Genomic DNA, 13456 nt, shown 5'->3' on the forward strand with positions numbered 1-13456 from the left:
CACGGTAACAGTGAGTGTCATTTTTATGACGCTCAAACTGCAAACGGAGCCCAAGCTTTTTTCGATATAAACACTTTAGCGGGCTTCTTTATTATGCATTCCGTGGGCTTTAACTATTGAAATTTGCGAGGGTTACGATGGAATTGGCAATTATTCTAATGATGTTACTTATTGTCGTTGCACTGGGTGCCATAAAGTTGTCAGACGGCGGTGTCGCATTTCCATTTAGGCGAAAGCCGCAATTGTTCACCCCCGTTGAGCACTCTTTTTTAAACCTTATCGAACAGGCTATGGGAAGAGAGTTTCGCATAGTGTGCCGTGTGCGTCTTAACGATTTAGTGGCGGTTCGCCAGTCTGCAAGTAAAAAGACGGCAAGCCAAGCCATCAGCAGAGCTTCTAGCAGACAGCTCGACTTTGTATTAGTAGATAAACACGACATGAGTCCTGTTCTTGCTATCGACTTAGTTCATAGCCAAGGCAAAGATGGTTATAAATCACAAAAAGACTGGTTTGTAACCGGAGCCCTTGATGCTGCCGGCCTTCCTCACGCAAGAATCAAAGTGAAGTCTGGTTATACCGTTGACGATATTCGCGAGTGTTTGGAAAACAAACTCATTCCATATCGCCGTTTACAGCAAAAAATGGCACAGCTGCCAACGCATAATCCAGAGCCACCAAAGCGCCCGACTCGCCCAGTGCGTTCAAGCAGACCAGCTGCAGCTTAAGACATAAGCCCCACTTCCCCTGGCCTTTGTTGCTTTGCTATTTTCTTACTCTCAAATAGCGGTAACAGAGGCATTTTTCTGTCAGTTTGCCCGTTTTCCTTATACAATTAACGCATTCAACAGCGTATTCACGCGTTAAACTCCCTCAACACCGTCGGTAAAGTTATGAAAAAAATTGGTATTTTAGGTGCAATGGACGAAGAAGTTGCGCTACTTAAAGCGTCACTTTGGAATGTAAAAGAAACCCAGTGGAAGCACCTGACGTTTTACGAAGGTACACTTAACGACATAGAAGTGGTGCTAGTAAAATGCGGTATTGGTAAAGTGGCTGCAGCAATTGCTACTACTGTACTTATCGAACAGTACGCCCCTGATGCTGTTGTCAATACCGGTTCTGCCGGAGGTTTCGACAAGAATCTAAACATCGGTGATTTAGTGATCGCCAGTCACGTTATTCACCATGATGCCGATTTAACCCATTTTGGCTACAAGCTCGGTCAATGCGCAGGTATGCCTGAAAATTTCCGTTGCGATACAAGGTTAATGGAAGCCGCTCGTAGTGCTGCCACAGGCATTACGTCGCTTCAGTCGACAACAGGTTTAATCTGTACGGGCGATGCGTTTATCGGTAGCGACGAAGCTGTAGCAGAACTGCGTGAAAACTTCCCAGACATGAAAGCGGTTGAGATGGAAGGTGCAGCTATAGGTCAAACTTGCCATATGCTCGACACGCCTTTCCTTGTCATTCGTTCATTGTCGGATATTGCAGGAAAAACGTCGTCAGTGAGCTTTAAAGAGTATCTAGACACTGCCGCTAAACACTCAGCACAATTAGTTATGGCAATGATTAAGGCTCTCGCAAAATAAGATGACAGAGGTAATTAGCGACCCGCAATACCAGTCGCTATTCGTACTTTGGCTGGCTATCGCCGTTGACGCATTATGGCGCTGGCCCCAAAGTACTCATCCATTAACGCTCATGCGCTACCTCGTTCAGCAAATGGGGCGCAAAGTGGTGCCCTCTCGCGAATACGGTAGGTCTCAGCACTATATTTCAGGCTCATTAGCCGCCCTAGTTCTTCTTGCGCCATTGGTAGTATGTGTTGCCATCTTGGTGTACATGGCCCAATACCCCGTATTCTTTGAGGCGATTATTCTTGTCGCACTGCTCGACTACGGTTACCAGCGTCAACAGTACAAAAAAGTGCTGGCGAGTGTGGGAAGAAATAAAAAATCCCTCGCACGTGAAATGGCGCAAACCATTACTGCACGTCAATGCGATTCACTTTCCGATATAGGAATTGCCAAAGCCGCGATAGAATCGCTATGGCTGAAGTTTCTTTATCTTTATTGCGGCGTTATTTTCTACTTTGTAGTGGCAGGCCCCATAGGCGCACTCATTTATCGATTGCTTTTGCTCACATCTTGGCAGTGGCATTACCGAACCCCTGCAATGACTTTCTTTGCCAAACCCGTACGTAATCTTGTTTACTTACTTAATATGCCGCCCGCGGTCATTGGTGGTCTAGCAACACTACTGGTCAGCCATCCTATTAAAGGGTTTCGCGCCATAAAGCGCTCCCCAGTGAAAGATAAAACGTCGCTACTGCTTGCACTTATGGGCGGTGTGCTTGATATTAAACTCGGCGGCCCAGCAATTTATGCCAACAAGAAGATTCGATACACCCGCGTGGGAGGCGCTAACGAGGTAAAGTACTCTCACATGTTGACAGCCAAAAATACGGTTACTCATGCCATGATTGCGGTTAGCGCCTTCGCATCGTTAGCTATGCTGGCAATGGCCGTAGCCTAATGAAAACAGCAGTTATGATGAAAACCATTTTTTTTGTAATTTTAAGCTATTTACCTCTTCTCACAATTGCTAACTCAGAATCAGATGCCGAGACAAAGCACCTAGCTCATTCAGATCAATTTGCTTCTGCCGATGTTGCACCAAGCTCGGAATCAAGCGCCTTAACAAATTCCGTCGAGCTAAAGATAGTCAGCCTTGCGCCCCACCTTACCGAATGGGCATTTAGTTTGGGCTTAGGCCCTAACCTTGTAGGTGTAAGCGACTATAGCGACTATCCTGACGCCGCGAAAAATATTAAGCGGGTGGCGGATTTTCAAGGTGCCGATATCGCTACCATTGTGGCATTAGAACCTGATTTAATTCTTGCATGGGATGGAGGCAATAAGCCGCAAGATATCCATAAGCTTTCCTCGATGGGTCTAAACGTATTTAGCAGTAAGGTCGAAAATATCACTGATATAGCCGGCGAAATTAAAAGGCTTGGGGCACTTACAAATACGCAAAAGCAGGCAACCCAGCTCTCCAATGATTTTCTCAACGAACTAGCCGAACTTCGAAGTAAATACGCCAAATCCTCGCTTATACCAGTGTTTTATTATTCGTGGACTGCTCCACTTATGACCATCGGTCCCAACGCGTGGGGTAACCAACTGCTGAATGTGTGTGGTGCTCAAACATTATTTGCAGACAGTCCTGTAGACTATCCTCAAGTCGCATTAAAAGATGTACTTACTCGCCAACCTCATGCACTCATTGCGGCATCTAAAAGTACGCATTCAGAACTTGAGGTATTCTGGCGTGATCATCGCTCTTTCCTCAAAGCCCCCTTAATTGTTGTGGATCCAGACGTCACCAGTCGGTTTTCATTGCGATTAATAAATGAACTAAAAGTACTCTGTAAAGGTATTAAAGAAAGCGCATAAGCGTTATACTTAAGTCTAGACCTGCTGGGCTGTTTTCAATTGATACACACCGACTTGGCTCAATTTAAGCGCCTTTGTGTAACAGAATAAGAGCAGGTTCTAATCTTCTATAAAAAGGTAAGAGTTTTTATTCATGCGGATTGTTGTTGCGGGTTTTCTAGTTGTTATCAGTGTTGCATTGTTTGTGTCGCTTCAGTGCACAGCGAAAGCGACCGCGCAAGCCTCTGTTGCCGCATCACCATACCTTATCGAGCGAGTTGCAAACAACGACTGGCTCCTTATTGATGTTCGCTCTCCGCAAGAATTCGCCGATGGTCACATTCCTGGCGCAGTAAATATGCCCCATGAAAATATCAATGACTACCTTAGCGAATTAGAAGGCCACAAAAACAAGCCTATTATCATTTATTGTCGTTCAGGCAGAAGAGCCAAACTGGCAATGAAAGTATTGGAAGAACTCGATTTTTCTGAAGTCATGCATTTAGAAGGCGATATGTTAGGCTGGAGTGCCGCTGGCATGACAGTTGACCGAATGTAGACTCAATATTCCGCCTTCTCCTTCGTATTAGTCTTTGGCACTAAAGATGTTGTAAGTTCAACCTCTTGGCTGATTACTGTGTGTAACTGAGCCCCTGTGATACACTCTTTTTACTCGACGATTGTATGAAACACCCATGAAAATAGATATTGCTACTCCGGCCATGTTATTTCCGGCGATTTCTTTATTGCTTCTAGCCTATACCAATCGCTTTTTAACGCTTGCAACTATTATCCGAAACTTTTCAAAAGAAGAGAGAGATGAGAATACTCAAGCACAAATAAAAAACCTTCGATTACGTATTCAACTTATTAAGCGAATGCAAATAGCAGGTGTGGGTAGTTTTTTTCTTTGTGTAGTATCCATGCTAGCGATATACCTCACCTATCAACAGGTAGGAAACTGGGTGTTTGCTGCAAGTTTAGTATCACTTCTGTATTCACTATGGATGTCGGTAAGAGAAATATTGATATCAGTTGAAGCCTTGGATGTGCACCTTGACGGGATGAAAAACGCCCCGCGTAAAGAAAAAGTATGAAGCCCACAAATCATTTGAGCCACATAATTCAAAGTGATATCAGCTACGAGTCTCTAGCGCCTGAGTTTTTTGCAGGGGTGATTGCTCTTGGCAATCACGTGCACGGAGATAACTACCTAACCAATGAGCTACTTGCTGATTACTATGCAAAGAGCTTTGTTGGCAATACTAATGCTAGCTGGGTAGCCCTATACAAACAAAAAGTTGTTGGTTTCAGGCTCACCTTTGCGCATACGCAATGGGAAGCAGATGAGTGGTGCAGCCCTTCCCTTTGGCCAGTAGATCCAAATACCGTATGCTATTTCAAATGTAATACGGTAGACCCCGCAATGCAGGGCTGTGGAATTGGCAGCAGACTATTAAGTAAATCGATTGAATGTGCGCAAACTCAAGGCGCAGAAGCGGGTTTAGCACATATTTGGTTGGCAAGTCCGGGCAACAGCGCATTTAAGTACTTCACTAAAAATGGGGGGCAGCTTATAAAGAAGCACCCTAATAAGTGGCGCTACGCATCTATTCATGAAGGCTACGATTGCCCTGTATGCGAGGGTTATTGCGAGTGTGAAGGTGCGGAAATGCTACTTCAATTTCAAGCCCCATAAGTACGACACAGTTAATAACGTTTTCATTCTATGACCTACGATCCTCTTATTTCACGCGGCGTTTCTTCAATGTTACCCGCGGCAAACAGCTACTGGCATGCCACACATAAACCACCGACAATGCCGCCTTTAAACAAAAAGGTAAACACTGAGTACCTCGTCATTGGTGGTGGTTATACCGGTCTTTCAGCAGCCATCACACTTGCTCAAGCTAAACAAGAAGTCACGCTACTTGATGCGAATTCACCGGGATTTGGCTGTGCGGGCCGCAACGGAGGCTTTATCCTCTCGGGTAGCGGCCGATTGAGCTTAAGCGCCATAGAGGACAAGTGGGGTCGTGACATCGCCAAAGCTATGCAGGGCGAGTTTGATGGCGCGGTACACCTGCTTAACCAACGTATTGCAGACTTTGATATGCAGGTCGATTTGGTAGAAGGACCATATTTAAAACTGGCGCATAACCCAAAGCAAGCCGAACTACTCTGTGCCAGTGCTAAGCATCTTGAGTCACACTTCAATGTGCCGAGCTCTCCACTTAGTGAAAAAGACCTTATTGCGCGCTTTGGTATTGAAGGGGCGTATGGTGGCGTTGAGCTAAAGGGTGCATGCTTACACCCTTTAAAATTAGTAAGCGAATATGCAAGAGTAGCAAAGGAGCTTGGAGCAACGCTTTTTTACGACTCGCCAGCCATTCGCATTGAAAAGCACAAGACCGGATATATTGTCGCAACACCCAGCGGGTCAGTTTCGGCCAAACACATACTCATTGCTACTAATGCTTATACCCCTAAGCGCTTTCATGACAGCGTAGACAATAAGCAATTTCCTGTTCAGTCGAGCATTTTTGTCACTGCGCCATTGAGTAGCGAACAGCGCGCAAAGTCTGGCCTAACCACGCCAATGAGCTTTATGGATACACGGATGATGAAATACTACTACCGTGTTTTGCCAGATGGCAGATTATTATTCGGCGGTCGTGGTGCCGTAAAAGGTAAAGATGCAGATAACGCGTCAGAGAAACAGCGACTATACCGCGCTATGGTAAAAAGTTTCCCTTCACTTAGCGGTATAGCCATGGATTACTTTTGGAGTGGTTGGGTAAGTGTATCGTTAGACAGCATGCCGCGGATTTTTATCGACAATGAGGTTAGCGGCAACAATTCTAACCGCTCTAGCGGTAATATCGGTTACGCCATGGGGTATTGCGGTTCGGGCGTATCTTTTGCCGCATTTGCAGGGCAGCGACTCGCTCAACGTTTGATGGGTAGCAATGACGTCGATTTATCGCTTCCCCTTTATCGTTCTCCTTTGAAAACCTACCCCTTTGCAAAAGCAAGAAGGCTGGCACTGCATGGCTTGTACCAATGGGCGAAAATAGCTGAACGCTAGTAATGGTTATAAATTACGATTCACCTTAAAGTTAAGCATTGCATAGTGTCTATAAATTAGGCTATTTTAGGTATCTATTCTTTGACGGAGTCACCTCATGTCATATATCGATGCCTTTGCTGTAGCCGTTCCCACTGAAAATAAAGCGTTATACATTGAGCACGCCAAACTCGCCGGCGATATTTTTAAAGAGTATGGTGCGACTAAAATACTTGAAGCTTGGGGTGACGATGTCCCTGAAGGGGAAGTCACGTCTTTCCCGATGGCTGTTAAAGCCAAAGAAAATGAAACCGTGGTGTTTTCCATTGCATTTTGGCCTTCAAAGGAAGTACGTGATACTGCTTGGAAAAAGGTGATGGAAGATCCAAGAATGCAGGAAAACGAAAACCCCATGCCTTTCGACGGTAAGCGCCTTATTTATGGGGGCTTCGCTCCTATTCTTGAATTATAACGGTATAGCTTTCAGCTATTTCATATCGTCTATTTTCGCTAACGCCGCCACTGAATCTGCGCCCATTAACATAGCGCCAATTTGAAATTGGATCCACGCGATTACTGGCCCGGTCAAACTCCACAAAGCGACATTTGTCCATGAGCGCAGGGTACCGCCCGACAATCTCAGCTTGTTGTTCTCTGCTAAGTTGGCAATGGCCAACCACATCACGGCAGCCAGAAGCGGACCTACCCATTTAGATATGCCTAAGCCAATTGGCCCTGCTAGTGCTTGAATGAGCCCCGCGGCAAATAAAGTAACAAAAGAAAGCCCCAATAATTTGAAAGGTGCTTTTATAAAAAGCTGCCACCCCTCTTTCAGCCATGTGAACGCTTCCTTCGCAGGAAGGCTCTTGTTAGCTTGATGGTATGTTGCACGAGCAGAAGTTACCGTTGTCATGTTTTTATCCTTTGCATTGCGTAAGCGTTAGTATTGAGTTTCACTGTTTTTTCATCCCAGCCTGCTACGCGTTAACTGCTTATCGTACAGTTGGGTTTATTGATTGATTTTTCCCCTATAGACGATAGCGATTGCAAAATCCTGACAAACTTTTTCAAAAAAAAGTAAGAAAAATAAAAAACGTTTAACGACAATTACTTATAAACGTTAAAGCCAATATCCCCCACTTTCAAATTTGGCTTGATGCTTAACTTTGTATGAGTAGTTAGGGCCTTCTAAAAAAATAATCGCCCTACTATCCACTAGTACTTATATTTCAGGCAAAAAAAAGCCCGCTTAACTAAGCGGGCTTTCAAAAACTATCAGAAAAACATTAGGCTAGCGTAATACGCGCAAACTTGCGTTTACCCACCTGATACACATTTTCACCTTTTTCGGTGATTACTAAGCGGGTGTCTTCCACTTTATCGCCGTTAATTTTAACTGCGCCTTGCTTAATCATGCGCATAGCATCTGAAGTCGAACCTACAAGGTTAGCTTCTTTCAACAAATTACCAATGGCAATACCTTCATCGCTCAATGCAATTTCAAGCTCGGGCATGTCGTCAGGAATAGCGTTTTTCTGGAAACGTTGAATAAAGTCCTGATGCGCGCCTTCTGCCGCTGCGTCGTCATGGAAGCGTGCAATAATTTCTTTCGCCAGCATGATTTTAATATCACGTGGGTTTTCACCGTTAGCAACGCGAGTTTTAAGCTCAGCAATCTCTTCTAGCGGTCGGAAGCTTAGAAGGTCATAGTAACGCCACATCAAATCATCAGAAATAGACATCACTTTACCAAACATATCGTTTGGCGCATCTGTAATACCAATGTAGTTGTTCAAAGACTTAGACATCTTCTGAACGCCGTCTAGACCTTCTAGAAGCGGAACCATTACAATAGATTGCTGCTTTTGGCCTTGCTCTTTTTGAAGCTCACGACCCATTAGCAAGTTAAAGCGCTGATCAGTACCACCTAATTCAACGTCTGACTCTAGCGCAACAGAATCCCAACCTTGCACTAACGGATACAGAAACTCGTGAATAGCAATTGGCTGACCGTTGTTATAACGCTTTTTAAAGTCATCGCGCTCTAGCATACGAGCAACCGTCTGACTTGCAGCAAGTTTGATCATGCCCGCCGCACCAAGGTCGTCCATCCACTCTGAGTTAAAACGTATTTCCGTTTTATCTTCATCAAGGATCTTGAACACCTGTTCTTGATACGTTTTCGCGTTCTCTAATACCTGTTCTTTACTTAAAGGCTTGCGTGTTACATTTTTACCTGTAGGATCGCCAATTAGGCCAGTAAAATCGCCAATAAGAAAAACAACTTTGTGGCCTAGTTGCTGGAATGTACGCAACTTGTTGATCAACACAGTGTGACCAAGATGCAGATCAGGCGCAGTTGGATCAAAACCCGCTTTGATGGTTAGGGTTTTGCCGGATTTTAGTTTTTCAATTAAATCCTCTTCGGGGAGTATTTCATCAACGCCCCGTTTAATCTCAGCTAGCGCTGTTTGCCAATCTTTCATTTGTACGTCACACTCTTAAAAAAACTGTATATTCAATATTGGCGGGCATTTTACGCGTACAACGGAACCATTAAAAGGTTTGCGCGTCAAAAAACGGATTACAAACAGTCATGTTGTTAAACCCAACAGCTTTTAACGTGGAAATAGAGTGCTGAATTAACGTGGACTGTATTCAGTAAACTCAAGAAATAGTCTTCATGATAAGAGCTATTGGGTGTAACAATTTGCGCTAACAATATAATGAGAAAAGTTGCATTTTTAAGCAACGTATGTGAAATAGTGTTGTGCACATAACATTTCTCAGGTGGGCAGTAGTATGAGAAAGAAATTAGACGCTTCTAAAGCGCTCAATTTATTTAAAAAATTACCGAAACAGCACAGAACTGGGTTAGCAGTAGCTAGCTTATTTCTGGGTGGGCTTATTCTTTTTCCAAGTGAACCAGTAGAAGCCAGTCGCCATCAAGAAGCACACATTCTGGATGCGGGTGTCCGCTATCCGGTGGAGCTTCATATTGCGCCGTCAACCAACGTATTTTCTGGTGAAGAAGAATCTTCATGGCAGACGTACAAGGTGCGCAGTGGCGATACATTAGCAAAGCTATTTAAGCGTGCTGGCTTCACTTCGCGTGACGTATATAACGTAACGCAGGCAGGAGAGCTAACAAAAACGCTGGTTACTTTATTGCCCGGCGATGAACTATCGTTTAAAGCGAATAAAGACGGCAGCTTCGGCGAGCTAAAGTACAAATTGTCTTCGACTGAAACCCTGTTTGTACGTCCAGAATCGTCGGATGAGAACAGCGCCTTAACCGCTGAGCTTGAAAAGCGAGATGTAGACATTCGCTACAACTTCGCCCAAGGTGAAATTCACTCAAGCTTTTGGAACGCCGCCAGTGATGCAGGCTTAACCAGCAACCAAATTATGAATTTGGCGGGTATTTTCGGCTGGGATATCGACTTCGCCATTGAGATCCGTTCTGGCGATACGTTCAACGTAGTATTCGAAGAGCAATACATTGACGGTGAATTTGTCGGTTACGGCGACATCGTTGCAGCGGAGTTTACCAACCAAGGCGAGCATTTTAGCGCTATTCTTCACGAAGATGGCACATACTACACGCCTGAAGGGCGCAGTATGCGTAAGAGCTTCTTACGTGCGCCGGTGAATTTTAGATATGTAAGCTCTAACTTCACAAAAGCTCGCTTCCACCCCGTGCAAAAGCGTTGGAAAGCGCACCGCGGTACAGATTACGTTGCTGCGGTTGGTACGCCAATTATGGCTGCGGGTGACGGTAAGGTAATTAAAGCCGGATACGATAAATATAACGGTCACCATGTATTCATTCAGCATGGCGAGAAATACACGACCAAATATCTTCACTTTAAAAAGCGTGCAGTTAAGGTAGGAGATACGGTTAAGCAAGGCCAAACCGTGGGCTATTTAGGTAGTTCAGGAATGGTTACTGGCGCCCATCTTCACTATGAGTTCTTAGTGGATGGTGTTCACCGAAACCCTCGTACGGTTGAGCTACCAAAGGCGCTTCCTATTGCTAAGGAAGAGAAAGAAAGGTTTATGGAAATTGCCGCAATACGCCAAGAGCAGCTAGATAATAACAAGCGCATTATGCTTGCAATGAAATAGCGACGACTAAATGGCAAAATATATTGGCCTGATGTCAGGTACTAGCATGGACGGCGTCGACGCCGTCCTGTGCGACATCTCGCAAACGTCTTGCACCACCCTCGCCGCCCATTCAATTCCTTATTCTGCCGAATTACTTACTGCACTCAATGCACTTTGTAGTGAAGGTCCTGATGAACTTAATAGTTTGGCCATCGCTGATAGACTGGTTGCTGAAACCTTTGCAAAGGTCACCTTAGCGCTGCTTGAGAAAAACAACCTACATCCTTCGGATATTACGGCTATTGGCTCGCACGGCCAAACCATACGTCATCATCCGAATTCCGATGTATTGTCAGCACACTTTGCAGAATCATCCATACGCGGCTTCACCTGTCAGATAGGCGATCCTAATACCATCGCTGTTCTTACCGGCATTGATGTTATTGCCGACTTTAGGCGCAAAGATATAGCCCTTGGAGGTCAGGGTGCTCCCTTAGTGCCCGCTTTTCACAATGCAGTATTTGCCAGTGATGATAAACACCGGGCACTCGTTAACATTGGCGGTATAGCAAACGTTTCACTGCTTGCGCCAAAACAAGATGCTTCGCCACCTAAAGGGTTTGATACCGGACCCGGTAACACCTTGATGGATCAGTGGATAAGCCTTCATTTAAATAAGAGCTTTGATGAAGATGGAGCATGGGCTGCGTCAGGGCATTGTCACTCAGGTCTGTTAGACAGGCTCTTACTGGATGATTACTTCGCTTTGCCTGCGCCTAAAAGTACTGGCAGAGAGTATTTCAATATTAATTGGTTAAGCAATGCGCTCGCCGATTACTTCCCTTCTAGTGCAGAGCTGCAAAGCGAAGAAAAGAACAATAATTTAGCCCCTAAAGACGTGCAAGCTACCCTACTTTCGCTAACAGGTAGCACTATCGCTCAGGAAATTGTGAAGCATTTTCCTAAAACAAATAGAGAAGGCGCAAAAAGCGAAGTTATAGTGTGTGGCGGTGGCGCTTTCAATAAAGCATTAATGCATAACTTGAGCAATGCGTTAAGCGATTATGTAGTAACAGACAGCCATGCTCTGGGCATCCATCCACAGCACGTTGAAGGCGCAGCATTTGCGTGGTTTGCACATGCGTATATGAATGATATTCCAGGCAATGTGCCTGCAGTCACAGGGGCTTCGAAAGCCACGGTACTCGGAGCGTTATATAAAAAAGCGTAAGGGCGACAGGCTATCGCCCTCAAACGCTTTATTGGTTCTGTTTATAAAAGCAACGTCACCACCTTAACTTGCCGTAACAAACAAATTCGCCATTACCAATACCAGCGCGTAACCCACGCTATACGCTGCAAGAAGAAGCAACACGAACTTGCCGTATTTGGCGAACGTCAGGCCCTTAACCTTACTCATGGTAACAATACCTGCTGATGAGCCAATAATAAGTAACGAGCCCCCAACGCCTACTGCATACGTGAACGCCATCCACTCAGCTGTCGACATGGCAATGTCCGCTTTTAACAACGCAGCAGTTAATGGCACATTATCTATCATGGAAGACAACACCCCCATCACAAAGTTGGCTCCTGTTGAAGGCATTACGCTATATACATGTAAAAGTGCGCCCAATGCGTCAATGTGATCGAGCATTCCGACAAGCAGCAACACCCCAAGGAAAAACAGCAGCGTGTCGAATTCTATTAGGCGAATATAGTCCAAGATAGGATCATCATATTTTTCTTCTCCCATAAAGGTTGCCACTAAAAACATAACCGCCATACCCGCTAAAAACGAAAGCATAGGTGGAATAGCAAAAAGCACATTGGCAATTAACGTCAGTACAATAGTGGACAGGAATATTCCCGCAATTACGTAATCAACCGGCCTAAGTTCATGGCGTGTTTTTTTTATTTTAACCTCCCCCTTCATACCTATACTCAACAGTAACGCTAGAAATAGTACTGCTGTGAGTGAAGGAATAATAAGTAAGAGCAGCTGAGTTATAGTGACCTTATCATCCAAGAAAATCATAAGAGTGGTGACATCCCCGGTTATTAGCGACACGCCCCCAGAGTTCACCGCAAATACCACTAGCACGGCAAATCGCATGGTTTGGTTAAAGGGCAAACCCAAGGATAAAACCATGGCAATAGACACCAAGGTCGCTGTGATGTTGTCAGCTAGCGAGGAGAAGCAAAAACTAAAAATAGCGGTAAAGAATATGAGTTTTTTGAGGGTTATTTTTTGCGGCATGATAATGTTTAACATGTTTTCAATCATGCCTTTGCGGTTAAGGTAAGCAACGAAAGTCATTGCCGCTACAAGGAATAACCAGAGGGTGGATATTTCGCTTATGTTTTCTATGAGGTGTTCATTGAGCTCTGCTAGGTGAGGGCCCCTATTCGCATCTATGAAAAGAAGGATCCATGCGAATGTTCCGAAAAATAATGTGGTTTTGGCCTTATTCACGTGAAGCACTTCTTCAAATACCACACCCAATAATGTCATTACCGCTATGCCAATGAGCACATAGTCCAGCATACGTTTTACTCCCAAATTGTCAGGGGTGAATTATACGATTGCTGTTCATGCTTTAGCAGGTGTTCTGCGCTATACAAGGGGAAAAATCAGTTATATTCAACATGCACTAAACTGATGAAAATACGGTGAAAAAATGCTGTTAACTAATTGAGTGCATTCCTCAAAAAAGTGGAATACATAACGTATTCAATATACATCGAGTAGGGTGAGGCGTCACCGCCTCATCCCTCTCACAGAACCGTACATACGGGCCTCGTATACGGCTCATGTACATAGTTATTTAGCGTAATT

At 44.7% G+C, this 13456-nt stretch carries 14 protein-coding genes; 11 read left to right on the plus strand and 3 right to left on the minus strand.

The window, feature by feature from the left end; all coding sequences use genetic code 11:
- Positions 1-137: 137 nt before the first annotated feature.
- From MHN09_RS06165 to MHN09_RS06205, 9 genes are all read left to right on the plus strand, one after another.
- Positions 138-725, plus strand: coding sequence for a DUF2726 domain-containing protein (locus tag MHN09_RS06165; RefSeq protein WP_239239641.1), 588 nt, complete (start codon positions 138-140; stop codon positions 723-725).
- A 165-nt stretch (positions 726-890) separates the two neighbouring features.
- A complete protein-coding gene (locus MHN09_RS06170; protein WP_061095781.1) occupies positions 891-1592 on the plus strand; it encodes a 5'-methylthioadenosine/adenosylhomocysteine nucleosidase in 702 nt (233 codons plus the stop codon).
- Position 1593: 1 nt separating this feature from the next.
- Positions 1594-2538: a cobalamin biosynthesis protein gene (locus tag MHN09_RS06175; protein WP_061095782.1), complete on the plus strand. Its 945-nt coding sequence runs from the start codon at positions 1594-1596 to the stop codon at positions 2536-2538.
- Positions 2538-3461 carry a cobalamin-binding protein gene (locus MHN09_RS06180; RefSeq protein WP_239239644.1) on the plus strand — a complete coding sequence of 308 codons (924 nt, stop codon included), beginning with the start codon at positions 2538-2540 and terminating at the stop codon, positions 3459-3461. Before MHN09_RS06175 ends, MHN09_RS06180 begins: the two co-directional genes overlap by 1 nt.
- A 133-nt stretch (positions 3462-3594) precedes the next feature.
- Entirely contained in the window at positions 3595-3999 is a 405-nt protein-coding gene (locus MHN09_RS06185) for a rhodanese-like domain-containing protein (protein WP_014950551.1), read from the plus strand.
- 136 nt (positions 4000-4135) lie between these two features.
- Entirely contained in the window at positions 4136-4537 is a 402-nt protein-coding gene (locus MHN09_RS06190; protein WP_014950552.1) for a DUF2721 domain-containing protein, read from the plus strand.
- Positions 4534-5139 (plus strand): GNAT family N-acetyltransferase, encoded by a 606-nt coding sequence (locus MHN09_RS06195; RefSeq protein ID WP_014950553.1) that lies wholly within the window; start codon positions 4534-4536, stop codon positions 5137-5139. The genes MHN09_RS06190 and MHN09_RS06195 overlap by 4 nt, the downstream gene beginning before the upstream one ends.
- A gap of 30 nt (positions 5140-5169) precedes the next feature.
- Positions 5170-6528 (plus strand): FAD-dependent oxidoreductase, encoded by a 1359-nt coding sequence (locus MHN09_RS06200; protein ID WP_239239646.1) that lies wholly within the window; start codon positions 5170-5172, stop codon positions 6526-6528.
- 97 nt (positions 6529-6625) lie between these two features.
- Positions 6626-6979, plus strand: a complete 354-nt coding sequence (locus MHN09_RS06205) for a DUF1428 domain-containing protein (protein WP_014980153.1) — start codon at positions 6626-6628, stop codon at positions 6977-6979.
- A gap of 15 nt (positions 6980-6994) precedes the next feature.
- Here MHN09_RS06205 and MHN09_RS06210 read toward each other — a convergent pair whose 3' ends face one another.
- Positions 6995-7420: a hypothetical protein gene (locus MHN09_RS06210; protein WP_239239648.1), complete on the minus strand. Its 426-nt coding sequence runs from the start codon at positions 7418-7420 to the stop codon at positions 6995-6997.
- Between the two features lie 373 nt (positions 7421-7793).
- The gene (gene tyrS / locus MHN09_RS06215) at positions 7794-8993 is read right to left on the minus strand and encodes a tyrosine--tRNA ligase (protein ID WP_069944833.1); all 1200 of its coding nucleotides are present in this window, start codon (positions 8991-8993) and stop codon (positions 7794-7796) included.
- 316 nt (positions 8994-9309) lie between these two features.
- Between tyrS and MHN09_RS06220 the strand changes: the two genes are divergently transcribed.
- Both MHN09_RS06220 and MHN09_RS06225 read left to right on the plus strand, forming a co-directional pair.
- The gene (locus MHN09_RS06220) at positions 9310-10635 is read left to right on the plus strand and encodes a peptidoglycan DD-metalloendopeptidase family protein (RefSeq protein ID WP_014950560.1); all 1326 of its coding nucleotides are present in this window, start codon (positions 9310-9312) and stop codon (positions 10633-10635) included.
- A 10-nt stretch (positions 10636-10645) separates the two neighbouring features.
- Positions 10646-11848 carry an anhydro-N-acetylmuramic acid kinase gene (locus MHN09_RS06225; RefSeq protein ID WP_039226165.1) on the plus strand — a complete coding sequence of 401 codons (1203 nt, stop codon included), beginning with the start codon at positions 10646-10648 and terminating at the stop codon, positions 11846-11848.
- Between the two features lie 63 nt (positions 11849-11911).
- On the opposite strand, the gene MHN09_RS06230 is transcribed toward MHN09_RS06225, so the two are convergent.
- Positions 11912-13165, minus strand: a complete 1254-nt coding sequence (locus MHN09_RS06230) for an SLC13 family permease (protein ID WP_239239650.1) — start codon at positions 13163-13165, stop codon at positions 11912-11914.
- Positions 13166-13456: the final 291 nt, after the last annotated feature.

This window comes from Alteromonas sp. MmMcT2-5 (genome assembly GCF_022348315.1).
In the GTDB taxonomy this organism is placed as follows: domain Bacteria; phylum Pseudomonadota; class Gammaproteobacteria; order Enterobacterales; family Alteromonadaceae; genus Alteromonas; species Alteromonas macleodii.